General features: G+C 68.4%; 19 protein-coding genes. 7 read left to right on the top strand and 12 right to left on the bottom strand.

Features of this window, described 5'->3' with window-relative positions; all coding sequences use genetic code 11:
• The first annotated feature begins 103 nt into the window (after positions 1–103).
• Together AC5Y31_RS14535 and AC5Y31_RS14530 are read left to right on the top strand one after the other, a co-directional pair.
• Positions 104–331 (top strand): dodecin family protein, encoded by a 228-nt coding sequence (locus AC5Y31_RS14535; RefSeq protein WP_064853819.1) that lies wholly within the window; start codon positions 104–106, stop codon positions 329–331.
• A gap of 5 nt (positions 332–336) precedes the next feature.
• A complete protein-coding gene (locus tag AC5Y31_RS14530; protein WP_499981125.1) occupies positions 337–1,110 on the top strand; it encodes a methyltransferase domain-containing protein in 774 nt (257 codons plus the stop codon).
• Here the strand turns inward: AC5Y31_RS14530 and AC5Y31_RS14525 are convergent.
• From AC5Y31_RS14525 to lspA, 3 genes are all read right to left on the bottom strand, one after another.
• On the bottom strand, positions 1,107–2,591 hold the full coding sequence (locus tag AC5Y31_RS14525; protein WP_499981123.1) for a neutral zinc metallopeptidase: 1,485 nt from the start codon (positions 2,589–2,591) through the stop codon (positions 1,107–1,109). The two genes, AC5Y31_RS14530 and AC5Y31_RS14525, sit on opposite strands and share 4 nt — an antisense overlap.
• Positions 2,592–2,698: 107 nt before the next feature.
• Positions 2,699–3,637 carry an RluA family pseudouridine synthase gene (locus AC5Y31_RS14520; RefSeq protein ID WP_499981121.1) on the bottom strand — a complete coding sequence of 313 codons (939 nt, stop codon included), beginning with the start codon at positions 3,635–3,637 and terminating at the stop codon, positions 2,699–2,701.
• A 4-nt stretch (positions 3,638–3,641) separates the two neighbouring features.
• Positions 3,642–4,319, bottom strand: coding sequence for a signal peptidase II (gene lspA, locus AC5Y31_RS14515; RefSeq protein ID WP_065026526.1), 678 nt, complete (start codon positions 4,317–4,319; stop codon positions 3,642–3,644).
• Between the two features lie 42 nt (positions 4,320–4,361).
• Here lspA and AC5Y31_RS14510 point away from each other — a divergent pair, with 42 nt between their 5' ends.
• Positions 4,362–5,300 (top strand): asparaginase, encoded by a 939-nt coding sequence (locus AC5Y31_RS14510; protein ID WP_499981119.1) that lies wholly within the window; start codon positions 4,362–4,364, stop codon positions 5,298–5,300.
• Between the two features lie 9 nt (positions 5,301–5,309).
• Here the strand turns inward: AC5Y31_RS14510 and AC5Y31_RS14505 are convergent, their stop codons facing one another.
• Positions 5,310–6,668 (bottom strand): DNA polymerase IV, encoded by a 1,359-nt coding sequence (locus AC5Y31_RS14505; RefSeq protein WP_499981117.1) that lies wholly within the window; start codon positions 6,666–6,668, stop codon positions 5,310–5,312.
• A gap of 66 nt (positions 6,669–6,734) precedes the next feature.
• On the opposite strand from AC5Y31_RS14505, the gene AC5Y31_RS14500 reads away from it, so the two are divergent.
• On the top strand, positions 6,735–7,301 hold the full coding sequence (locus AC5Y31_RS14500; protein WP_499981115.1) for a class I SAM-dependent methyltransferase: 567 nt from the start codon (positions 6,735–6,737) through the stop codon (positions 7,299–7,301).
• Positions 7,302–7,303: 2 nt separating this feature from the next.
• Here AC5Y31_RS14500 and AC5Y31_RS14495 read toward each other — a convergent pair whose 3' ends face one another.
• The 4 genes from AC5Y31_RS14495 to ileS form a co-directional block, all read right to left on the bottom strand.
• Positions 7,304–7,645: a DUF732 domain-containing protein gene (locus AC5Y31_RS14495; protein ID WP_065026516.1), complete on the bottom strand. Its 342-nt coding sequence runs from the start codon at positions 7,643–7,645 to the stop codon at positions 7,304–7,306.
• A 21-nt stretch (positions 7,646–7,666) separates the two neighbouring features.
• A complete protein-coding gene (locus AC5Y31_RS14490) occupies positions 7,667–9,055 on the bottom strand; it encodes a PPE family protein (RefSeq protein WP_499981114.1) in 1,389 nt (462 codons plus the stop codon).
• Positions 9,056–9,068: 13 nt separating this feature from the next.
• On the bottom strand, positions 9,069–10,355 hold the full coding sequence (locus AC5Y31_RS14485) for a PPE family protein (RefSeq protein ID WP_499981112.1): 1,287 nt from the start codon (positions 10,353–10,355) through the stop codon (positions 9,069–9,071).
• Between the two features lie 315 nt (positions 10,356–10,670).
• A complete protein-coding gene (gene ileS, locus AC5Y31_RS14480; RefSeq protein WP_499981110.1) occupies positions 10,671–13,811 on the bottom strand; it encodes an isoleucine--tRNA ligase in 3,141 nt (1,046 codons plus the stop codon).
• A gap of 272 nt (positions 13,812–14,083) precedes the next feature.
• Here ileS and AC5Y31_RS14475 point away from each other — a divergent pair, with 272 nt between their 5' ends.
• Both AC5Y31_RS14475 and AC5Y31_RS14470 read left to right on the top strand, forming a co-directional pair.
• Positions 14,084–14,842 (top strand): lipase family protein, encoded by a 759-nt coding sequence (locus AC5Y31_RS14475; RefSeq protein ID WP_499981108.1) that lies wholly within the window; start codon positions 14,084–14,086, stop codon positions 14,840–14,842.
• Positions 14,843–14,868: 26 nt separating this feature from the next.
• On the top strand, positions 14,869–16,278 hold the full coding sequence (locus tag AC5Y31_RS14470) for a PE-PPE domain-containing protein (protein WP_499981106.1): 1,410 nt from the start codon (positions 14,869–14,871) through the stop codon (positions 16,276–16,278).
• On the opposite strand, the gene AC5Y31_RS14465 is transcribed toward AC5Y31_RS14470, so the two are convergent.
• The 4 genes from AC5Y31_RS14465 to AC5Y31_RS14450 all read right to left on the bottom strand — a co-directional run bounded on the left by AC5Y31_RS14465 (position 16,275) and on the right by AC5Y31_RS14450 (position 22,203).
• Positions 16,275–16,718, bottom strand: coding sequence for a hemerythrin domain-containing protein (locus tag AC5Y31_RS14465; protein WP_499981105.1), 444 nt, complete (start codon positions 16,716–16,718; stop codon positions 16,275–16,277). The two genes, AC5Y31_RS14470 and AC5Y31_RS14465, sit on opposite strands and share 4 nt — an antisense overlap.
• 55 nt (positions 16,719–16,773) lie before the next feature.
• Entirely contained in the window at positions 16,774–17,256 is a 483-nt protein-coding gene (locus AC5Y31_RS14460; RefSeq protein WP_499981103.1) for a hemerythrin domain-containing protein, read from the bottom strand.
• A 232-nt stretch (positions 17,257–17,488) separates the two neighbouring features.
• Positions 17,489–20,629, bottom strand: a complete 3,141-nt coding sequence (locus AC5Y31_RS14455) for an MMPL/RND family transporter (protein ID WP_499981102.1) — start codon at positions 20,627–20,629, stop codon at positions 17,489–17,491.
• A 77-nt stretch (positions 20,630–20,706) separates the two neighbouring features.
• On the bottom strand, positions 20,707–22,203 hold the full coding sequence (locus AC5Y31_RS14450; protein WP_499981100.1) for a flavin-containing monooxygenase: 1,497 nt from the start codon (positions 22,201–22,203) through the stop codon (positions 20,707–20,709).
• 230 nt (positions 22,204–22,433) lie between these two features.
• Here AC5Y31_RS14450 and AC5Y31_RS14445 point away from each other — a divergent pair, with 230 nt between their 5' ends.
• A complete protein-coding gene (locus AC5Y31_RS14445) occupies positions 22,434–23,531 on the top strand; it encodes an AurF N-oxygenase family protein (protein WP_301635460.1) in 1,098 nt (365 codons plus the stop codon).
• Positions 23,532–23,612 lie beyond the last annotated feature (81 nt).

The following is a 23,612-nucleotide window of genomic DNA, read 5'->3' as shown; positions in this document are numbered from 1 at the left end:
CTCGGCGTGTCGTCGGGTGTGTCTTCTCGGCGGGCGTTTCGCCGGACAGCGACCGCCGCCGTGCACTACGTTGAGGTTCGTCGGAAGCGGAGGAGACACATACATGAGCGTGTACCGGGTGATCGACATCATCGGGACGAGTCCGTCGTCCTGGGAGAACGCCGCGGCCGAGGCGGTGCACCGGGCCAAGCAAACCATCGACGACATCCGCGTCGCCCAGGTCGTCGAGCAGGACCTCACCCTCGACGACAAGGGCGGGATCATCTACCGCACCAAGCTGCGGATCTCCTTCAAGATCCGGCCGCCGAAGGCATCGCGCGAACCCAGCTGACCACCGTGCCGCGAAGCTTCGACGAGCTGGTCGCCGAGGCCGCCGCCGCACCGGTCGACGGCTGGGAGTTCTCCTGGCTGGACGGCCGGGCCACCGAACAGCGGCCGTCGTGGAGGTATCAACGTCAGCTGGCGCAACGATTGTCGGGCGTGGCGGCCGCAGTCGACCTGCACACCGGTGGCGGCGAGGTGCTGGCGGGCATCGAGCAGTTCGGTACCTTCCCGCCCGCTATGGCCGCCACCGAGTCGTGGCCGCCGAATGCCGCCCGCGCCACCACGCTGCTGCATCCGCGTGGCGTCGTGGTGGTGACCGTGCCGGACCGGCCGCCGTTGCCGTTCGGCGATGACGCATTCGATCTGGTCAGCAGCCGGCACCCGTTGGCGACGTGGTGGGACGAGATCTTTCGGGTGCTGCGGCCCGGCGGTCATTACTTCGCCCAGCAGATCGGTCCGGCGACGATGCTCGAGCTCAGCGAGTTCTTTCTCGGGCCGATGCCGGGCAAAGGCGCCCAATACGAGCCCGAAGCGGTGCGTGCCGACGCGGCGGCCGCCGGTATGGAGGTGCTCGATCTGCGGATGGAACGGCTGCGCGCCGAGTTCTTCGATATCGGCGCGGTGATCTATTTCCTGCGCAAGGTGATCTGGACGGTGCCCGACTTCGCTGTCGACGAGCACCGGGACCGGCTACGCGAGCTGCATGAGCGCATCGAGGCCCAAGGCCCGTTCGTCGCGCACGCCACCCGGGTGCTCGTCGAGGCCCGCAAACCCGCGAATCCCTAGGCGGGTGAGGAGTAGCGCTGATAGCACAGCTCGGCGTCGCCCAACAGCCCGGAACGGAACGCCTGGATCCGGGTGAAACCGGCCGGCACCGCCGCGCCGTCGGCGCCGCTGGCGGCCAGGCCGTTGGTGAGCAGGCCGGTGACCGCCTCGTCGAGGTCGTCGGCGCTCAGCGTCCCGCGGGTGCCCTCGTCCGACGATTCCGACAGGCGCCGCTGCCCCAGCCCCGTCAGGCACGCGGTGCGCAGCCCCGCCATCGCCGAGGTCAGCTCGACACCGCGCTGGTGCTGCAACGCCAGCATGTAGCGCGACATCACCACCGACAACGCAGTATTGGCTCCGTGCAGCATCAGCCGGTTCCCGCCGTCGTCGTCGAGGGCGCCGGTCAGGCGCTGCAGACCGGGCAGGTCGACGGCGATGGTGTTGACAGCCGGGCAATACGACACCGGTGGGCTTGCCGCACCGTCGGGGCACGCCGACGCGATGGACAGCGCGGGCGGGCGCACCGGGCGGAAACGGGTGTTGAGCGCCTCGATCATCCGCCTCAGGCGGCCTTCATCGATGCGGGTCACCGGCGACGGCGTGTGAGAGGTGGGTCCGACCCGCAACGACGCCGGCGTGCCGGCCCGGCGGTGCTCGATGTCGCCGGTGTCGATCTCGGTGCAGCGCTGCACGCCGGTGTCGAAGCCCAGCTGCAGGGCACCGATCCGGTCCAGCGCGGTGCCGTGCCCGGCTCCGACGACCAGTTCGCCGTCCGGGCCGGGCACCGGATCGCGCAGCGTGATCAGCCCGGCCAGCAGCCCGTTGAGTCCGTCGGTGGTGCTCAGGGTCAGGCGGGGTGAATCGCCTTCGGCGACCCAGCGCAAATAAGCCCCGGTGAAGCAGTCGGCCTGCTGTTCGGCCACCAGGACCGGCGTCGAGCTGTCGACCAGCTTGGCCATGTCCTGCACCGCGTGCCCGTATTCGTGCGCCAGCACCCCGGTGACCGCCATGTCGCCGAAGTAGCGCTTGGCGCCCGGCAGCAACACCCCTCGGTCCCACGCCATCTTGTCGTGGCCGTAGCAATAGAACGCGTTGACGAACCCGTGGGTATTGACACCGCAGAGCGTCGAGCCGGCGGCGTCGCTGGAGTCATAAGAGATCAGCGTGCCGACCGGGGCGAAGCGGCCGTGCAAACCGTCGTAGTTGCGCTGCCAGAAGTCCGCGATGTCGTTGACCGACAGCAGTGCCAGCCGATCGATGTCGCCGCCGTCGCCGTCACGGACGGTACCGGTCGCCACGGGGGCGTCCGGGCGCGGCCCGCTGGGGCCGTCGGTCACCGGCAGGCCGCTGACCCGCCATGGGTCGTAGCGCATCGAGACCGGCCGGCCGTCGACGGTGCTGCTGTAGCCCGCCGGCGCCAGCGCCGCGGCCGCGCTGACCAATCCAGCGGTCAGCAACGCGCCGGCCCACCGAATACCTCGCCTGCACCGGCGTTGTCTCATACTCCGACCTCGCCCGTAAACCTGCACTACGACCCGCAAAGGATAGGGGGTGCTGCACCGGCACCCAAATCGGCGCGCCGTACCGGTTCCTGGAAACGCGGCGCCCTTTACAGCGCGTGCTGGTCGCGGTGCCGCAGCACGTCGAGGGCGTGTTGGAGATCACCCGGGTACTCGCTGGTGATCTCGACGCGCCGCCCGTCGCCGGGGTGGGCGAAGGCCAGCGAGCGGGCGTGCAGCCACTGGCGTTCCAATCCCAGCTTTTTGGCCAGGGTCGGGTCGGCGCCGTAGGTGAGGTCGCCGCAGCACGGATGCCGCAGGGCGGCGAAGTGCACCCGGATCTGGTGGGTGCGACCGGTTTCCAAGTGCACGTCGAGCAGGCTGGCGGCGACGAAGGCCTCCACCGTGTCGTAGTGGGTGATGCTGTGCCGGCCGTCGGCGGTGACGGTGAACTTCCAGTCACGGCCGTGGTGCCGGCCGATCGGGGCGTCGATGGTGCCGCTGGACGGATCCGGATGGCCCTGCACCAGCGCGTGGTAGCGCTTGTCGACGGTGCGGGCCTTGAAGGCGCGTTTGAGCGCGGTGTAGGCGCGCTCGGAGATCGCCACCACCATCACCCCCGACGTGCCGACATCGAGGCGGTGCACGATGCCTTGGCGTTCGGGCACCCCGGAGGTGGTGATGCGGTAGCCGGCCGCGGCCAGCCCGCCGAGCACGGTGGGCCCGGTCCAGCCCACCGACGCGTGGGCGGCCACCCCGGCGGGTTTATCGACGGCGACGATGTCGTCATCGGAGTACAGGATCGTCATGCCCTCGACCTCGGTCGGGGTGTTCTCCAGCGGAGCCGGCGGCGCGGGCAGGCGCACGTGTAACCACGCGCCGGCGGCCAACCGGTCGGACTTGCCGGCGGGTGCCCCGTCCAGTTCGACGTCGCCGTTCTCGGCCAGGGTGGCGGCGACCGTGCGGGACAGACCCAGCAGGCGGGCCAGCCCGGCGTCCACGCGCATGCCGGCCAGCCCCTCCGGCACCGGCATGGACCGTTCGGTCACGCCATCAGGCCTGGTCACCCGCGCCCGACTGGGGGCGCGGCTCCTCGGCGTCGCTTCGCGCTGCCTCGTCGCCGGCGCGGTGCTGATGGCGCGGCTCCTCGGCATCGCTTCGCGCTGCCTCGTCGCCGGCGCGGCGACGGCCCACGGTGTCGAAGTCGAAGCCGAACACCGACAGCCCGACCAGCAGGATCGCACCGCCCACCACCGCGGGATCGGCGACGTTGAACACCGGCCACCAGCCGATGGAGAGGAAGTCGACGACGTGGCCCTGCAGATGGCCGGGCGCCCGGAAGAACCGGTCCACCAGATTGCCCAGTGCTCCGCCGAGGATCATGCCCAACCCGACCGCCCACCACGGCGACACCAGGCGGCGCGACATCCAGATGATGCCGAGCACCACCGAGCTGGCGATCAGCGTCAGCACCCAGGTGTAGCTGGTGGCCATCGAGAACGCGGCACCGGAGTTGCGCACCAGGGTCCAGGTCACGGTGTCGCCGATGATCGACACCGGCTGACCGGGGGTCAGCATCTTCACCGCGAGCACCTTGGTGACGACGTCGACCACCAGCACGACCGCGGCCACCGACAGCAGCAGGCCCAGCCGCCGCGGCGGCGCGGCCGGCTCCGGGTCCGGCACCGGATCGACGGCCGGCTCGGTCGAGTCGGTTGTCTCGTCAGTCACGCCCCCCATCATCCCTTAGCGCGCGTGCGGCATGATCGCGGCATGGTGTCCAAGCGCCTCACGGTCATCACCACCGGCGGAACGATCGCCGCCAGTACCGACGACGGCGGGGTGCGCCGGCCGACCGTGCACGGTGCCGATCTGGTCGCCGGTCTCGACTCCGGCGCCGACGTGACGGTGGTCGACCTGATGGCGCGCGACAGCTCGGAGCTGGCCCCGGCCGACTGGGAGCGGATCCTGACCGCGGTGCGGGCCGCCGTGGACGGTGGCGCCGACGGGGTGGTGGTGACCCACGGCACCGACACCTGCGAAGAGACCGCGCTGTGGCTGGAACTGGGCTACACCGGGGTCGCCCCGGTGGTGCTGACCGGAGCGCAGCGCAGCGCGGACGCTCCGGACGCCGACGGTCCGGGCAACCTGCGCGACGCGCTGACGCTGGCCGCCGACCCGGCGGCGCGAGGGCTCGGCGTGCTGGTGTGCTTCGCCGGGCAGGTGCTGGCGCCGCTGGGCCTGTCCAAGACGACCACCACCGATCTGACCGGTTTCAGCGGGCCACGGCTGGGCACGGTGGCGGATGGGCGGGTGCGGCTGAACGACGGCAAGGCCCGTCCCCACCTGGAGGTGGCAGAGGCCCCCCGGGTTGACGTCATCGCGCTTTACGCCGGCGCGGATGCGGTGGCCCTGGACGCCTGCGTGGCCGCCGGGGCGCGCGCGGTGGTACTGGAGGCGTTGGGCTCGGGCAACGCCGGGTCCGCCGTGATCGAGGGCGTGCGTCGGCAGTGCCGCGACGGGGTGGTGGTCGCGGTGTCCAGCCGGGTGCCGGATGCGCGGGTCGGTGCGGCCTACGGGCCGGGCCGGGCGCTGGTCGACGCCGGTGCGGTCATGGTGCCGCGGCTGCGGCCCCCGCAGGCCCGGGTCCTGCTGATGGCGGCGCTGGGAGCGGGGCTGCCGGTCGACGACGTCATCGACCGGTGGGGCTGACCCGCTCCCCTAAGCCGGCTCCTCCGGGCTGGCGGCGAAATCGGGCCAATCCAGGCTTTCGACCGGGTCGGCGCGGGTGATCGCCGGCTCGTCGATCGGAAACGTCCGCACCGGTCCCGGGCCCGAGCTGCGGGTCTCGAATCGCACCGTCATCACCCCGTGGCCGGCCCCCTGCACCCAGCCGTGCCCCAGCTCGCGGTGGGCGACGTCATCGCCGATCCGCCACGGCGCGGTGGCCGGCGGTGAAATCGCCTCTGCGGCAGGTGTTTCCGGCGACTCCGATGCGGCGGGTTCCGGAAAAGCCAGATCCGGGAACAGTGACTCCTGGCGGACATCGGTCAACCCGGAAAACCCCACCCCGAGCAGCCGGATCGGGCCGACCTGCTGCGGGTCGAGCAGCAGCCTGGCCGCCGCCGAGGTCAACGCGGCGGCATCGGTGGTCGCGTAGGGCAAGGTGGCCGAGCGGGTCAGCACGCTCATGTCGGCCTTCTTGAGTTTCACCGTCACCGTGCGCGCGCCCCGGCCGTCGCGCAGCAGCCGGCGATAGGCGTGCTCGCCGATCGGGCCGACCTCGGCGCGCAGCTGCTCCAGCGTGGTCAGGTCGGTGGCGAAGGTGGATTCGGCGCTGATCTGTTTGGCCTCGGCGCGTTCGGCGACCGGGCGGTCGTCGATCCCGCAGGCCAAGCGGTGCAGGGCGGGACCGATCGTGGCGCCCAGAATGTCGGCGACCTCGCTATCGGTCAGCGCGGCGAACTGCCCGATGGTGGCGATGCCCAGCCGGTGCAGCTTCTCTTCGGCGACCGGGCCGATCCCCCACAGCCGGCGCACCGGCAGGCCGTCGAGCAGCAGCCGTTCCTCGGCGCGGCTGACCACCCGCACCCCGTCGGGTTTGGCCAGATCGGAGGCGATCTTGGCGATCTGCTTGCCCGAACCAGCCCCCACCGAGGCCACCAGGCCGGTTTCCTCGCGCACCCGGCGCCGCAACTGCTCGCAGAACCGTTGCACGTCCTCGGCGCTCGTCCCCGCCAGCTCCGCCGGTTCGCCGAACGCCTCGTCGAAGGACAACTGCTCGACGACCGGGATCACCGCACGCACGATCTGGAAGACCCGGCGGCTGGCCATCCCATAGACCGCGCCGCGGGGCGGTAACACCACCGCGGCGGCGCCCACCAGCCGGCGCGCCTGATGCATCGGCATCGCCGAGCGCGCCCCGAACACCCGCGACTCGTAGCTGGCACCGGCCACCACGCCGCGACCGCCCAGCCCGCCGACCAGTACCGGCCGTCCGCGCAGCGTCGGGCGGGTCAACTGCTCGACGGAGGCAAAGAAGGCGTCCATGTCCAGGTGCAGGACCCACCGCGCGTCCACAGTGCTCGATCCTATTGGGCCGCAAGTGCGCCGCCGCCGGCCGACGCGGGACTAGCGTGAGATTCCATGGCGATGAATCTGGTTCACCGGCTGTGTTGCAGTTCGGCGTATTGGGCGCGCAGCGTCGAGCACAAGCTGCTGCCGTGGGCGCTCGCCGGCGTGGACCTCGGGGACGACACCTTGGAGGTTGGCCCGGGCTACGGCGCCAACATGCGGTGCCTGCTGGAGATGACGCCGCAGTTGACCGCGGTCGAAATCGATCCCCCGATGACCGAGCTGCTCCAGGCGAGATACGGCTCGCGGGCGCGCATCATCAACGGCGACGGCACCGACACCGGCCTGCCGGCCGGGAAGTTCAGTTCGGTGGTGTGCTTCACGATGCTGCATCACGTCCCGACGCCTGCGTTACAGGATCGGTTGTTCGACGAGGCGTTTCGCGTGCTCAAGCCCGGCGGGGTGTTCGCCGGCAGCGACGGCGTGCATTCGACCACGTTCCGCCTCTTGCACACTCGCGACACCTACAACCCGGTCTCCCCCGAGACGCTTCCGGACCGGTTGCAGCGCAGCGGATTCGCTGATGTGGAGGTGCGCAGAGCCGGCGGGCGCCAACGCTGGCGAGCGGTCAAGCCCTGAAACTACTTGGCCGACTTGGCCGGGGTGAGTTGCTGCGGGCAATAGGTTTTGGCCGCGATCGCCGCGAACTGGGCGGCGCCGCTGATGGTCAGCGCGGGATTGGCCTCGCGCAGATCGGTGAGCAGCTCCAAGCCGCTTTCGCCGTTGGCCGCCAGACCGCAGACCGCCTGGCCGGCCGCCACGGCCTGCGCCGGGTCATCGAAGGTGATTCCCACCTGGTGCAGCGAGGTGATGAAGTCGGTCGGATCCACGGCGCTCGCCTCGACGACACCGGGTTCGGCGTGCGCCGGCGCGGCAAGAACGATCGCGGGCAGTGCCACCAACGGGGCGAACAAGACTCGCATTGCAGACCTCCTGGACATGGGTCAGCCGAGCGCGGATTGCGCCCCGGCGGGCACTTCCTCGCCCTCGGCGCACACGTGGACGGCGTGGATACCCGGCTTCAGCGACAGCTTGGCGACCAGATCGTCGAGCCCGGCCTGGTCGACGTTCCAATGCTGCACCACGTCCGGCGTCTGCTGCAGCTGGGCAATGACCTGATCGAGCTTGACCGGAGCGTCACGGTTCTTGGTGTTGGTCGTCATGACTCGCACGCCCGGGCTGGCCACCCGCGCGGCCGGGCCGCCCAAAGCAGCTCCGGTCATGCTGCCCAGCGCGGCCGGACTGAGCAGTCCGCCGAGCCCTGCTGATGGCGCCGCGGCTGCTGCGGCGTTGGGCAACGCCAGCGAAGCCAGCTTGATCGCCGGGGCGGCGGTGGCCCAGCTGGGCGGCACCGACAGCGCCCCCACCGTCGAGGCGCTGCCCGCGGTCGCCGCGGCCGTGGCCAGGCCGCGGGCCGCGCCCGCGACCGGGCCGCCGCCGGTCAATCCGGTGCTCATAAGTCCGCCGCCCAGCGCCGATTTCGCGATCACCGGCGCACTGGGAAGCTTGTGGAACAGCCTGACCTGGGTCATGCCCAGGTTGGTGGTGCCGCCCACCGCATTGGTCCAGGTGCCCTCCGAGCCGATCGAGGACTGGAAGTTCCAGAACGACTCGTAGAGCCCCGCCAAGTCGGGATTTCCGGTGGCGCCGTTGATCGCGCCCTCCGCCGCATCGGTGTAGCTGTTGGGTGCGGTGCTGATGGACTGCCCCAGCTTCGACAGCAGTGATTGCGCGTTGGAGCCTGCCGAGGCCTGGGTCGCCTCCGCGGTCGCGGCGGCCTGGCGGGCCGTGCCGCTGTCGTCGGTGGTCTGGGCCGGCGCCGCGAACGGTGTCAGCTGGGTGGCCGCCTGCGACTCGGTGGCGTAGCCGACCATCGCCGCGACGTCTTGCGCCCACATCTGGCCGTACTGGGCTTCGACGGTGGCGATCTCGGCGCTGTTCTGCCCCAGGATGTTGCCGGCCACCAACGATGCGAGCTGAACGCGATTGGTTGCGATCACCGGCGGCGGCACGATTCCGGCGAAGGCGGACTCGTAGGCACCCGCCGCGGCCCTGGCCTGGCCGGCGGTCTCCTCGGCTTGCGCGGCCGTGGTCGACAACCAGCTCACGTACGGGGCAACCGCGGCCGCCATGGCTGCAGCGGCCGGCCCCTGCCATCCACCGCTGGTGAGCCCCGAGACCACCGCGGCGTACGACTCTGCGGTGGCATGCAATTCGCCGGCCAGGCCGGTCCAGGCCGAGGCGGCGCTCAGCAGGGGCGCCGCACCCGGACCCGAATAGATCAGACCGGAGATGATCTCCGGCGGCTGCGCCGCGAAGCTCTGAAAAACCATGTGCTGCGCCTCCTTACTTCTGAATCGGCGGGATGACGATGATGGTGGCGGTGGTGGCGATGTCCGGGGCGGCCACCGTGTTGGTGACCTGCGTGACGGTGCTGATCGTGCGGGTGGTGGCCGCACCCACCGCGTTGCTGACCGGTGCGCTGAAGGCCCGGCCCGCCAGACTCGACGCCGCCATCTGTCCGAACATGCCGCTCTGGCCGTTGGCCGCCAGCGCGGGAGCCGCCTCGAGTACGGTCGTCGGCAGCACCGACGACACCGTCTGGACCCCGGGAGCGGCCGAGGCCCAGCTGGTCGGGACCGACAGTGACCCGACCATGCCCGCGCGGCCGATCGCCGCCGACGCCGCGGGCACGCTCGCCGGATTGACCGCCGGCCCGCCGGTCAGCAGCTCGCTGGCCAGCAGCGGCGACAGCGCCCCGGTGATGGGTTTCGGGTTGAGGAACGAGGTCAGGCTCTGCGCACCGTTGTGCGTACTGACCAGACTGGAGCTGACCTGCCACCAGTTCTTGAACAGCCGCAGTATCCCCAGTGGCGAATAGGGACCGTCGACGACCTTGATGAGGTTGGTGATGCTGTCCATGCCGTTCTTCAGACCTGTTGTCGCCTGGGTAGCCGCCGACGACAGCGAGGTCGGGTTCGTGGTCAGCGTCTGCAAGGTGCTCGGCACCTGCGACATCAGCTGAGACAGCGCCGACTGCGCATTGGAGCCGGCCGAGGACTGCGTCGCGTTGGCCACCGCTGCCGCCTGGCTGCCTTGTCCGCTGGGATCGGTGGTCTGCGGGGGCCCGGAGAAGGGGGTCAGCTGGGTGGCGGCCGCCGAGGAGCCGGCGTAGGCGTACATTGCGGCCGCATCCTGGGCCCACATCAGGCCGTACTGGGCCTCGGTGGCGGCGATCGCCGGCGTGTTCTGCCCCAGAAAATTGGTGGCGACCAGCGATGCGAGCAGAGTCCGATTCGCCGCGATCACCGGCGGCGGGACGGTGGCGCCGAAGGCCAGCTCGTAGGCGCCAGCGGCCGCCCTGGCCTGAAGCGCCGCATGCTCCGCCTGCGCCGCGGTGGCTCTCATCCACTGTTCATACGGCGCTGCCGCGGTCGCCATCGCACCCGCCGAGGGCCCGTGCCAGGCTGAACTGGCCAGGTCGGCGATGACCGACCCGTACCCCGTCGCGGTGGTATGCAGTTCGCCTGCCAGTGCATCCCAGGCTGTCGCAGCGGCCAGCAGGGGAGCCGACCCCGGCCCAGAATAGATTCTGGCGGAGTTGATTTCCGGTGGCAGTGCCCCGAAATCCATAGCCCTCCTCCGCTTCCGATCAGTAACCGACTGCAGCCACCGGCAATCAAGGATGATGTGTCAGAAGATTAGCCAGCGGAGGGCCGGTTTCCGGGCCGGCGAGACCGGTGTTCCCGGCCGCGCGAGCCACGTCTGGCAAGCGCTTGCCGCGGCGCTCGGAGGTCTGTTCGCCGGGCGCCGTCGGGCACGTTGATCAGCGCGAACACCGATTATCGGCCGCCGAGACGCACCCCGCTGTCGGGGACGGTCCGACCGCCGGTGACCAAAAGAATCTGGCTGCGAGAAACTCGCGTCGCCGCCGGGCCGCTGCGCTGATCACGCCTTGGCGATGCTCACCTGCACCCCGTCGCCGATCTCCGACGCGCCGGCACCCGGGTCGCCGAAATCGAAGCCGGTGGCGAGGATCTCGCCGGCGATCAGGTCGCGATGGGCCTGCGCCCATCCGCGCCGCTGGTCGGGCACCGACATCACGACGCTGATCCGGTCGGAGACCTGCAGGCCGGTGTTCTTGCGCAGTTCTTGCAATTCGCGGATGCGGTCCTTGGCCCAGCCCTCGGCTTCGAGCTCCTCGGTCACCGTGCCGTCGAGCACGACCAGTCCGGCGCCGTCCGGCAGGGCCACGGTGAACTCCGGATCGGCGGCCACCAGCTTCGAGGTGTATTCGCCCTCGCGCAGCACCACCGGCCCGGCGCTCAGGGTGCCGTCCGGATGCACCACCCCCTGTCCCGCCTTGACGGCCTTGATCGCGGCCTGCACATCCTTGCCCAGTCGCGGACCGGCCACCTTGGCGTTGACCGCCAGGTCGAAGCGGCCGTAGCGGTCGATGTCGGCGGTCAGCTCCACCGCCTTGACGTTGAGCTCGTCGGCGATCAGTTCGGTGAACGGCGCCAGTCGCTGCGGATCATCGACGGCCACGGTGAGTTTGGGCAGCGGCAGCCGCACCCGCAGCTGATGCGACTTGCGCAGCGAGGACGCGGCCGAACACACCTCGCGCACCTGGTCCATCGCGGCGACCAGCTCGGGATCGGCGGGCAGGCCGGCAGGCTCGGGCCAGTCGGTCAGGTGCACCGAACGCTCACCGGTGACACCACGCCAGATCACCTCGGTGGTCAGCGGCAGCAGCGGTGCGGCCAGCCGGCAGGTCAGCTCCAGCACGGTGTGCAGGGTGTCGATGGCATCGGGGTCCTCGTCCCAGAACCGCTGCCGGGAGCGCCGCACATACCAGTTGGTCAGCGCCTCGGTGAACTGGCGCAGTTCCTCACACGCCCCGGAGATGTCGCAACCGTCCAGCGCCGCGGTCAGCTCCTCGCGCAATGCTGCCAGCTTCGCCAGGATGTAGCGGTCCAGCACGTGCGACGAATCGGTGCGCCAAGCCCCGGGTTTCGGTGCGTAGAGCGCCAGGAAGCTGTAGGCATTGGTCAACGGCAGCATCACCTGGCGCACACCCTCGCGGATGCCCGGCTCGGTGACGATCAGGTTGCCGCCCCGCAGGATCGGCGAGGCCATCAGGAACCAGCGCATGGCGTCGGAGCCATCGCGGTCGAACACCTCGTTCACATCCGGGTAGTTGCGCAGCGACTTGCTCATCTTCTGCCCGTCGGAGCCCAACACGATGCCATGCGCCACACAGGTTTTGAATGCCGGCCGGTCGAATAGCGCGGTGGCCAGCACGTGCATCATGTAGAACCAGCCGCGGGTCTGACCGATGTACTCGACGATGAAGTCGCCGGGGTAATGGGTTTGAAACCAGTCGGAGTTCTCGAACGGGTAGTGCACCTGGGCGTAGGGCATCGACCCGGAGTCGAACCACACGTCGAGCACATCGGGGATGCGTCGCATCGTCGAGGCGCCCGTCGGATCGTCGGGGTTGGGCCGGGTCAACTCGTCGATGTAGGGCCGGTGCAGATTATCCGGGCGCACCCCGAAATCCCGCTCGAGCTCATCGAGGCTGCCGTAGACATCGATTCGGGGGTACGCCGGATCGTCGGATTTCCACACCGGGATCGGGGTGCCCCAGTAGCGGTTTCGCGAGATCGACCAGTCGCGCGCACCGCGCAGCCAGTTGCCGAAGATGCCGTCCTTGACGTGCTCCGGGTACCAGGTGATCTGTTCGTTGAGTTCCACCATCCGGTCGCGGAACTCGGTGACGCGCACGAACCACGACGAAACCGCCTTGTAGATCAGCGGGTTACGGCACCGCCAGCAGTGCGGATAGGGGTGCTCGTAGGTTTCGTGGCGCACCAGCACCGCCCCGTTGGCGGCGACCGGTCCGGTGCCGTTCTTCAGGTCGGCGATGATCGCCTTGTTGGCGTCGAAGACGTGCTGACCGGCGTAATCGCCGACGCTGGAATCGAAGCGGCCCTTGGCGTCCACCGGGGTGACCGGGGTGATCCCGGCCGGATCGGTGGTGTTCTTGTCGTCCTCGCCGTAGGCCGGCGCCAGGTGCACCAGCCCGGTGCCGTCCTCGGTCGAGACGAAGTCGGCGGCGAGCACCCGAAAAGCGTTGGCGGAGTCCATGAAGTATCCGAACGGCGGCAGGTACCGCATGCCCAGCAGGTCAGCACCCCGGTAGCTCGCCAGTACTTGCGGTTCTTCGCCGAGTTCACGCGCATAGGCGCCAAGCCGGGCTTCGGCCAGTACGTAGCGGCGCTCCCCCGCCGCGACCTGCACATAGGTCACCTCGGGGTTGACCGCGACCGCCATGTTCGACGGCAGCGTCCACGGCGTGGTGGTCCACACCAGCAGATGGGAGCCGGCCAGCTCCCCGGCCGACCCCTCTCCCGCCGCCCCGCCCACAATCTGGAACCCCACGGTCAGCGCGGGATCCTGGCGGCTCTGGTAGACGTCGTCGTCCATCCGCAGTTCGTGATTGGACAGCGGGGTCTCATCACGCCAGCAGTACGGCAGTACGCGGTAGCCCTCGTAGGCAAGTCCCTTGTCCCACAACTGCTTGAACGCCCACAGCACCGATTCCATGAACGGCAGGTCGAGCGTCTTGTAGTCGTTGTCGAAGTCGACCCAGCGGGCCTGCCGGGTGACGTAGGCCTGCCATTCGGCGGTGTAGCGCAGCACCGACTCCCGGCAGGCCTGGTTGAAGGCGGCGATACCCATCGCGTCGATCTGCGACTTGTCGGTGATGCCGAGCTGGCGTTCCACCTCCAGTTCGGCGGGAAGACCGTGGGTGTCCCAGCCGAACCGGCGCTCCACCTTGTAGCCGCGCATGGTGCGATACCGCGGCACGATGTCCTTGACATAACCGGTGAGCAGGTGCCCGTAATGGGGCAGTCCGTTGGCGAACGGCGGGCCGTCGTAGAACACGTATTCTTCGGCGCCGTCGCGGCGGGCGATGCTGGCCCGGAAGGTGTCATCAGCCGCCCAGTAATCGAGGACCTCGGCCTCGGCCGCCGGAAAGTCGGGGGCACCGGCGGCCGGCTTCGGATAGCTGCGTTCGCTCACTGTCTGTCGTCTCCCAAGCGCCCGGCCCGGGGACGACGCCGCGCAGGTTACGCGAGCACCGCGGTACCACCCCGCTTGCCGCGCTTCCGACGCGACCGCTCAACAAGGCTGTGACGGGCTTACCCGTTCGGTTCTACTGAGGCCGGTCTCTGCCTGGCCCGTTCTTCCGAAGGCTCCCCGGTGATGGCCGGATCATTGCCGTTGGCACCAGAGTCTAGATCCCCTGGTCGATCTTCGTATTGGCAGGGCCGCCGGACCCTACACTTTTTTGCGTGGCATTCAGCGCGTCCTATGCCCGCGATGTGGTGCTGCCGCTGGCGCAGGCGGCCTACACGGTGATGACCGGCGCCCAGCCCACGCTGCCGCCCGGGTTCGCCCAGACCGCCCTGATCAAAGCCGATTCCGCGCACCTGGCCGCACTGCCCGACCAGCACCCGGCAAAAGCGATGGCCAAGGACACCAACGTCTTCGGGTTGATGGGGCACGACACCGCGACCGGAACCGCGTTCGTGTCCGTTCGCGGCAGCGCGGACGTGGCCGACTGGATCGCCGACTTTGACTTCGTGCCGGCGGTCTATGCACCGGTCAGCGGGTTCGGCCAGGTCCATGCCGGGTTCCAGGACGTCTACCGCTGCGTCCGGGACAGCATCGCCGCCAACCTGCCCGCCGCCACCCACGGCTGCAACCAGATCCTAATCACCGGCGACAGCCTCGGCGCGGCACTGGCCGTGCTGGCGGCGCCGGACATCGCCCTGGCGATGCCACCCAACACCATCGAGCCGCGGCTGACCACCTTCGCCGGACCGCGGGTCGGGCTGCCCGACTTCGCCGCCGCCTTCGACGCGGCGATCGAATGCTGCTATCGGGTGGTGAACTTCCTCGACGTCGTGCCGCTGGTACCGCCGTCGCCGTACGTGCACGTGGGGGCCGAGATCGCTGTGGACAGCGGCGGGGCTATCGACGTCGGCTGGCGGCACAGCCTGGCCGCCTATCACGCCGGGCTGTCGGCGCTGATCGCCGCGCCGCCATGACCAAGCCGGTTGCTCGCGGACTGTGTATGGCGGCCACCGTGCTGATCGGTCTCGTCCCGGCGGTACCGGGATCTCAGGCGGGTGAGGTGCGGCTCGCCGGCCTGGGAGACGGGTTAGCGCTGATCATGGGCGGCAGCGGGATCCCGCTCCCGCCGCCCGGCTATGTCGACGCCGCCACCACGCTCTACCTCCAACCGCACGGCTTCACCGGGACACCGCAGGCCCTGTTCACCCCGGCGGGCTTCTACCCCACGACCGGCGTCAAGAGCCTCCCGGCGTTCGTCTCCGAAACCCAGGGGGCGCAGATGCTCAGTGAGACGGTCAGCCGCCAAATCGCCGACGGCGGTGTGGACGCCACGAATCCGGTGGTGGTCTTCGGCTATTCGCAGAGCTCGGCGCTCTCCTCGCTGGCCATGACCCAGCTCGCCGACCAGGGCGTGCCGGCCGAGGATGTTCACTTCGTGCTGGTCGGCGACACCGCGGCACCCAACGGCGGGCTGCTGGAACGCTTCGACGTCCCGCTGGGTTCGAACCCGTCGATCCCGAGCCTGGGCATCACGTTCGGCCATCCCACGCCGGACCTCTACCCCACCGACGTCTACACGCTGGAATACGACGGCTTCGCCGACTTCCCGCAGTACACGCTCAATCCGCTGGCGGTCTTGAACGCCATGGCGGGAATGGTGCTCGAGCACTTCACCTATCTGGGGCTGGAACCCGACCAGATCGCCAACGCCATACCGCTGCCGACGGCGGACGCCGACTCACTGACCCACTACTTCATGATTCCGCAGGATCATCTGCCGCTACTGGACCTGGTGCGCTTCCTGCCGTTCCTCGGCAATCCGCTGGCCGACCTGCTGGAGCCGGCCATGAAGATCCTGGTGAACCTCGGCTACGGAAGTATCACCGAGGGCTGGAGCCAGGGTCCGGCGGACGTGGAAACCCCGTTCGGTCTCTTCCCGCCGGACCTCGATTGGGATGACGTCTTCAACGCACTGGTCAAGGCGATACCGGAGGGGATCGTCGCTGCCGGCAGGGATCTGCTGGACCCGCAGAATTACGACGTCTTCGCCTCGATTGCCGACAATCCGGCGACCGGTCCGCTACTGCGGGCGGCGTACGCCCTCGGCGACCTCACCACCAACCCGGCGGCCTTCCTCGACGATCCGAACCTGTCGACCTTCACCCAGGTGCTCAACGCGCTGGACCTCGGCTCATCGGGGACGCCATCGGAGGGTTACACCCAACTGCTCCCGCTGGCCGACATGTTCACTGCATTGACCATCACCCTGCCGGCCTACAACCTGACGGTTTTTCTCGACCAGCTCGAGTCGGGCAACCTCATCGAGGCAATCGGTCTTCCGATCGCGGCCGACATGGCGCTGATCCCGATCGCCGTGGCCCTCGGACTCGGACTCGGCGGCGGCCTCTAGCGCGCCTCCCGGCACTCCCAGGAATCGGGCATCAGCCCCGTCTCGATGAAGTCGGTCAGCTCCGCCGCCTGCTCGGGTTCCAGCTCGGAGTCGGCGGCGCGGTAGATCACCTGCTCCTCTTTGGAGTTGTGCACGGCGAGCTGATCGAGCAGCAGTCGGCAGATCGTGCCGGTCCGCTCGGTGTCACCGCCGGCCACCAGGCTCGCCAGCGCGTCCATGGTGCGCCAGATCTCGCCGTGCTCGGTCATCATCACCGCGACCGGCATCGCCATCCCGCCGTGCCGGATCGGCGGGAACAGGATCCGCTCCTCGAGGTAGATGTGCCGGCGCAGCGCTTCCAGAGCCGCGTTCACCTCGTCGGCATCGACCCGGTCGTCCCGGAGCCCGATCAGGAACGCCTCGAGGCGGGCGTCGACCTCTTGATGCTCACGTTCCAGCATGGCCGACGGGGACCTGTCTGATTTCTCAACGGACACCGGCGTTCCCCAATCCAACTCAGACGGTGGCTTTCGCGCAGACCCAGCCCTCGGGCATCCGGCCCGCTTCGAGGAACTCCGCCAGTTCGGCGGCCTGCTCGGGCGCCAGGCCGGTGTCGGCGGCCGGGTAGATCACCGGCTCCTCGACCTTGTTGTGGTCGACCAGCAGCGCCACCAGCCGTTGGCAGACTTCCCGCAACGTGTCGGGGTCGGCCGGGTCGTCCGGCCCGCCGACCAGGCCGTCAAGTGCGTCGATGGTGCGCCAGATCTCCCCGTGGCCGCGGATCATCCCGAACACCGACATCATCTGGGCGCCCTTGCTGATCGGCGGGAACAGGAGCTGTTCTTCCAGATAGATGTGGCGCCGCAGCGCTGCCAGGGTCACCCGGAGGGCCTCGGCGTCCACGCTGCCGGCATCCAGCTTGTCCAGGAAATCCCCGATGCCGGCGTCGATTTCCTGATGCTCGCGTTCCAGTGCGGCCGAGAGGTTTTCGTCAGACATTGGCGGGCAGCCCGTCGAGGGCACCGCTGCTGCCGTGGCCCAATGTTCCCGCCCCGGGCGTCAGCGCTCCTTCCCCGGTGGTCTGTTCGGTCCGATCCGCGATGCTCATCCGCCGCCTCCTCGGTGTGGACGCCGGCTGAGAGCTGGAACCCGCACCAGTATTTTTTACAATCAACGTTTGTTGAAACGTTAGTGCACGGGGCGGCGCGCTGACCAGAGCCGATCGGCCCGACTACCGGTCGGTTTCCTCCTCCGGTGGCTGCATGGCGGCCAGCACCTCACTGGCGCGATCCTCGCCGGGTACGTCGGGCCGTCCGGACAGCTCGGGGAACGCCGTGGCCACCATGTCCTCGAACGTCCGGTCGTCCTTGGCCGGTTCGGTCGTCTCGTCCGGTTCGACATCCGCCGAGACGTCCTGGTTGACATCATCAGCGTCGTCAGCGGCGTCGGAGTCCACGGCGACAACAGCCTCGTCAGCGTCGTCGGCGTCGGCAACGTCGGTGTACTCGGCGTCGGTGTCGATGTCGTCAGCGGCCGCCGTGACCGGTCCGGTCACGCGCGGCGCGCGCGCCGGATGCTCACGCACGTTCAGCGGCCACCAGAACCACCGGCCCAGCAGCGCAGCCATGGACGGCATCATGAACGAGCGCACGATCAGGGTGTCGAACAGCAGGCCGAGCCCGATCGTGGTGCCCACCTGGCCCACCACCCGCAGGTCGCTGACCAGCATCGAGGCCATCGTGAACGCGAATACCAAGCCGGCGGCGGTGACGACCTTGCCGGTGCCGCCCATCGCCCGGATGATGCCGGTCTTGATCCCGGCGCCGAGTTCCTCCTTGAACCGGGCGACCAGCAGCAGGTTGTAGTCACAGCCCACCGCCAGCAGGATGATCACCGACATCACCATCACCAGCCAGTGCAGGTGGATGCCGAAGATGTACTGCCACACCAACACCGACAGCCCGACCGACGCCCCCAGTGAGGCCAACACCGTCCCGACGATCACCAGCGAGGCGATGAAGCTGCGCGTGATCAGCAGCATGATGATGAAAATGATTGCCAGCGAAGCGATTCCGGCGATCAACAGGTCGTAGTCGGCGATTCCCTGCAGGTCGTTGAAGAGCGCGGCGGTACCGGCCACATAGACCTGGGCCGACGACAGCGGCGTTCCCTTCAGAGATTCGGTGGCGGCCTTCTTGATCAGGTTCACCCGCGCCATGCCCTCCGGCGTCGCCGGATAGCCGTCGTGGGTGATGAAGAAGCGCGCCGCGTGGCCGTCGGGCGAGAGGAACAGCTGGATCACGCGTTTGAAGTCCGGGTTGTCGAACGCCTCCCGCGGCAGGTAGAACGAGTCGTCGCTCTTGGCCGCGTCGAAGTCCTGGCCCATCGCGGCCGAATCCCCGCCGACCTCCTCGACCTGCGCCATCATCCCGGACATGGTGCTGTGCAACGTCAGCATCATGGTCTGCAGGCTGCGAAGCGCCGCGATCTGCGCCGGCATCATCTCCAGCAACTGCGGCGTCACCACGTCGACGTTGCTCATCACCGGCGCCAGCTCGTTGAGCTTGTCGGTGAGCTGGGTCGCGCCGTCCATCGAGGCGTACGCCGACCGCAGTGACAGGCAGGTTGGGTCCCCGCGGCAGTCGTTCGTGTCGACCGTTTCGCGCAGCAATTTGGAGTTCTGGTTGAAATCGGCCATGTGGCTGCGCATCTGCTGGGCCAGATCCATCGCCTCGTGCGAAACGCCGGTCGCCTCATGGGTGTTGGTGCCCAACTGCTGCATGAGCCCGTACATCCGTTGCAGCGACGCGATGGTGCCCTCGAGGTCGTCGGCCTGCTTGCGCATATCGGCGACCCGGTTCTTCATGAAGTCCAGGTTCTGCATCTGCCCGGCACTTTGCATGCTCAGCAGGAACGGGATCGAGGTATGCCCCAGCGGAGTGCCCTCGGGTCGGGTCACCCCCTGCACCATCGCGACGCCCTCGACTGCGAAGACGCTTTTCGCCAGCTTGTTGAGCACCAGGAAGTCCGCGGAGTTGCGCATGTCGTGATCGGATTCGATCAGCAGCACCTCGGGCAGCAACCGCGATTCCGGGAAGTGTCGTGACGCGGCCGCCCAACCGAGGTTGGCCGGAGTGTCGGCCGGGATGAACGACGGGTCCTTGTAGCTGACCTTGTAGCCCGGCAGTGCCAGCAGTCCGATGAGCGCGACCGAACACGCGGCCACGAAGATCGGTCCGGGCCAGCGCACGATCGCCGTGCCCACCTTGCGCCAGCCCCGATCCGACATCTTGCGCCGGGGTTCGAGCAGGCCGAACCGACTGGCGACGGCCAGCACCGCGGGGACCAGCGTCAGCGCGATCGCCACCGCGACCAGCATGCCGACCGCGCACGGGATGCCCATGGTCTGGAAGACCGGCAGCCGGGTGAAGCTCAGGCAGAAGGTGGCGCCGGCGATCGTCAGGCCCGACGCCAGCACTACGTGGGCGACTCCGCGGTAGGTGGTGAAGTAGGCCGTCTTCGGGTCCTCGCCGGCGTGGCGCGCCTCGTGGTAGCGGCCGATGAAGAAGATGCCGTAGTCGGTCCCGGCGGCGATCGCCAGTGTCACCAGGATGTTGATCGCGAAGGTGGACAACCCGATCCACCCGTTGTCGCCCAGGAAGGCCACGATTCCGCGCGCCGCCGCCAGCTCGACACCGACAACCGCCAACAACACAGCGACGGTGCTGAACGAGCGATAGAGCAGCAACAGCATCAGCGAGATCACCGACACGGTGGCGATCAGGATCTTCAGCACCGCACGGTCACCGCTGGTGTTCATGTCGGTGACCATCGGCGCCGGGCCGGTGACGTAGGCGCGCACGCCAGGCGGCGCGGGCGTGCGCGACACGATGTCGCGGACCGTTTCGACCGATTCGTTGGCCAGCGCCTCGCCCTGGTTGCCGGCGAGGTTCAGCTGGACCAGCGCCGCCTTGCCGTCAGAGCTCTGGGCTCCGCCCGCGGTGAGCGGGTCCCCCCAGAAGTCCTGGATGTGCTGGATGTGCTTGGTGTCGGCGTTGAGCTGGGCGATCAGCTCGTTGTAGTAGTGGTGCGCGGCATCGCCGAGGGGTTCGTCGCCTTCGAGGACGATCATCGCCGCACTGTCGGTGTTCGACTCCTGGAAGGAGTGTCCCAGCCGCGCCATCGCCTGAATCGACGGCGCATCCTTGGCGCTCAACGACACCGGGTGTTCCTTGGCGACCTGCTCCAGCGGTGGAACGGCGAGGCTCACCAAAAGCGTGATCGCCACCCAGCCGAGAATGATCGGCAACGCGAACTTACGGACCAATCCTGCCGCAGACGACCGGCTATGGCTCAGGTGCGTTTTCGTCACTTATCCAAGGCCCCTCACCAGACGATTTCCCCCAAACGATCACTGTAACCCCGGTTCACCGACCGCGGCAGCGGAAGCTACCCGATCAGGTAGTCCGACAGGGGGAAGTGATCCTGCTCCTTGACCGCAGTGCGCACCGAGGTCGGCCGGAAGAGCGGGGCCTCTCCGGTGTTGTGGTTGAACCAATAGGAATTCGACGTCGCGCAGTTGCCGAGGTGGAACACCGAGCTGTCCAGCAGGCCCATCATCCGCTCGTAGAACGCCGTGTTGGCCTCTTCGGTGACCTCGAAGGTGCGCGCCCGGCGCCGCTGCAGCTCACCGAACAGCCGGTTCATGTGCCGCATCTGGTATTCCACGGTGTTGAACCAGGACAGCCCCACCCAGGCGAACGGGCTGGCCATGTTGATGAAGTTCGGGAACTGGGGCGCGGTCATGCCCTGGTAGGCCTGGAAGCGGGTCTCCCGCCACCACTTGCCCAGGTTGCGCCCGCCGCGACCCACCACCTCGATCGCCGGCAGGTTGCCCTCCCAGACGTCGAAGCCCGTCGCCAGCACCAGGGTGTCGATCTCACGCTTGGTGCCGTCCCGCGCCACGATGCCGTCGGGTTCGATCCGCTCGATTCCCTCGGTCACCAGGTGCACATTCGGCTTGGCGAATGTCGGGTAGTAATTGTTGGAGATCGACGGACGCTTGCAGCCGAAGTCGAAGTCGGGCGCCATCTTGCGGGCCAGCTCGCGATCCCGCACCGACCGCCGCCGGTGCCGTGCGGACTGGGCCGCCATCGCCTTGTTGAGCAGCTTGAACCGCCGGTAGCGCCACATCGTCAGGACCATCATGAAGTCGGTGACGTTGTCGGTGATCCACCGCACGATGCGCTGGGTGAACGGCACCCGGGCGAACATCCGCTGCACCACGGGCGGAAACGCCACGTCGGATTTGGGCGTCACCAGGATCGGCGTGCGCTGGTAGACCGTCAGCTCGGCGACCTCTTTGGCCAGCTCCGGGATCACCTGGATCCCGGTCGAACCGGTGCCGATGATCGCCGCCCGCCGCCCGGCCATGGAGTACTCGTGGTCCCAGGCCGCGGTGTGCACGATGCGCCCGGCGAAGGTGTCGATACCGGGGATGTCCGGTGTCTTCGGCTGGCACAAGAAGCCGGTGGCCACGATGAGGAACTGCGCCGTCAGGGTCTCGCCGCCGGCCACGGTCACCCGCCACACCTTGGCGTCCTCGTCCCATTGGGCGCCGTCGACGCAGGTGTTGAAGCGCATGAAGCGGTTCACGTCGTACTTGTCGGCGACATGCTCGGCGTAGGCCTGGACCTCATGGCCCGGCGCGAACAGCCGCGACCAGTAGGGGTTGGGCTCAAACCAATAGGAATAGGTCGTCGAGGGCTGATCGACGGACAGGCCGGGATAGTGGTTGACCCGCCACGTCCCACCGAGGCCGTCCTCGCGGTCGACGATCAGGATGTTCTGGTAACCCAGCCGGTTCAGTTGGATCGCCGCGCCGATTCCACCGAAGCCCGCTCCCACGATGATGGCCTCGTAGTGCTGGTACTGCTGGGTCCCCATAAGGTGAACACGCTACCGCAATTTCGCGGCACGCCGTTGTGCGCGCTGCCCGTTCGAACTGCGGGCTGCATGAGCCGGCGGTAGAGTAACGGGCGCCGACCGGTCGCGAGATGGCGGCAATCACACCACAACAGCGCGGCGGATCTTAGTGTTTTGCCAATTTCGGCGGTAAGCTTCGGCCGAGCCGCCGACTTCTTCGCGCGGTGCCCAACGACGGAAGTGACTTCGAGATGCCGATCTGGCTCCAGATCCTCGGGCTGCTGGGCAGCCTGTTGGTCGTCGGATTGGTCTCCGCCACCGTCGCTCTCGCTGTTGCCCGCTACCGCCGCACCATGGACGTCAGCGACGATCCTCAGTACACGGCGACGCTGCAAAACCTGTCACAGAGCTCAGTACGACGCCGATTCGATCCGTTCACCGACATCGACTGGGACGCCCCCGAAAACGCCATCACCGCCGACGACCCGCGCTGGGTGCTGACCGACGACCCGCTGGGACGTACCGACTGGTACCGCAGCCAGCCGCTGGACAAGCAGATCGCGATCGGGATGTGGCGCCAAGCCAACATCGCCAAGGTCACCCTGCAGTTCGAAAGCATGCTGATCCGGGGCCTGGTCCAGTACGCGTCCCGGGTGCCCAACGGCTCGCCCGAACACCGCTACTGCATGCACGAGTCCGTCGAGGAGTGCAACCACGTCCTGATGTTCCAGGAGCTGGTGAACCGCATCGGGTTCGACGTTCCGGGGATGCAGTGGTGGATGCGCTGGCTGTCCCCGCTGATGCCGCTGTACGCCGGGCCGTTCCCCAACGTGTTCTTCTTCGGGGTTCTGGCCGGTGAGGTGCCGGTGGACGTGATCCAGACCAACGCACTGCGCGAGGCCGGCTCCGGGCATCCGGTGGTGGAGAAGGTGATGGCCATCCACATCGCCGAAGAGGCCCGCCATATCTCGTTCGCCGATGCCTACCTGCGTAAACGCGTGCCGAAGGTGTGGCGGATCAACCGGCTATGGATGTCGGTGTACGTGCCGTTCGTCATGCGACTGCTGGCCAAGCCGATGGTGGTGCCGCCGCGCAGTTTCTTCCGGCAGTTCGAGGTGCCCCGTTCGGTGCGCAAGCAGCTGCGGTCCGGCTCGCCCGAGTCCCAGCAGGCGCTGAGAGATACGTTCGCCGACATCCGGATGCTCTGCGACGACATCGGTTTGATGACTCTCGCCGGGCGGCTGATGTGGCGCATCTGCAAGATCGACGGAGCGCCGTCGCGCTACCGCGGCGAGCCGCAGCGCGCGCAGGTGGCGGTGCAAGTCACCGGGGTCAAAAGCGCCTCCTGAGCTGTGCCATACTTTCGGTATGGTGCGTTCCCCATCTGAGACCTTGGAAAAAGTCGGCGCCGATCTGGTCTACCGGATCTC

Source organism: Mycobacterium sp. NGS18 (genome assembly GCF_059813185.1).
The sequence above is the reverse complement of the archived record's forward strand: the minus strand, read 5'-3'. Positions and strand labels throughout refer to the sequence as shown.

Coding starts and splice junctions, on each gene's coding strand:
- AC5Y31_RS14490 (WP_499981114.1), bottom strand. CDS start 9,055: ATGGTTTTTCAGAGCTTCGCGGCGCAGCCGCCGGAGATCATCTCCGGT.
- AC5Y31_RS14465 (WP_499981105.1), bottom strand. CDS start 16,718: ATGCTGGAACGTGAGCATCAAGAGGTCGACGCCCGCCTCGAGGCGTTC.
- AC5Y31_RS14460 (WP_499981103.1), bottom strand. CDS start 17,256: ATGTCTGACGAAAACCTCTCGGCCGCACTGGAACGCGAGCATCAGGAA.
- AC5Y31_RS14495 (WP_065026516.1), bottom strand. CDS start 7,645: ATGCGAGTCTTGTTCGCCCCGTTGGTGGCACTGCCCGCGATCGTTCTT.
- AC5Y31_RS14525 (WP_499981123.1), bottom strand. CDS start 2,591: ATGAGACAACGCCGGTGCAGGCGAGGTATTCGGTGGGCCGGCGCGTTG.
- AC5Y31_RS14535 (WP_064853819.1), top strand. CDS start 104: ATGAGCGTGTACCGGGTGATCGACATCATCGGGACGAGTCCGTCGTCC.
- AC5Y31_RS14470 (WP_499981106.1), top strand. CDS start 14,869: ATGGCGGCCACCGTGCTGATCGGTCTCGTCCCGGCGGTACCGGGATCT.
- AC5Y31_RS14485 (WP_499981112.1), bottom strand. CDS start 10,355: ATGGATTTCGGGGCACTGCCACCGGAAATCAACTCCGCCAGAATCTAT.
- AC5Y31_RS14510 (WP_499981119.1), top strand. CDS start 4,362: ATGGTGTCCAAGCGCCTCACGGTCATCACCACCGGCGGAACGATCGCC.
- AC5Y31_RS14500 (WP_499981115.1), top strand. CDS start 6,735: ATGGCGATGAATCTGGTTCACCGGCTGTGTTGCAGTTCGGCGTATTGG.
- AC5Y31_RS14445 (WP_301635460.1), top strand. CDS start 22,434: ATGCCGATCTGGCTCCAGATCCTCGGGCTGCTGGGCAGCCTGTTGGTC.
- AC5Y31_RS14450 (WP_499981100.1), bottom strand. CDS start 22,203: ATGGGGACCCAGCAGTACCAGCACTACGAGGCCATCATCGTGGGAGCG.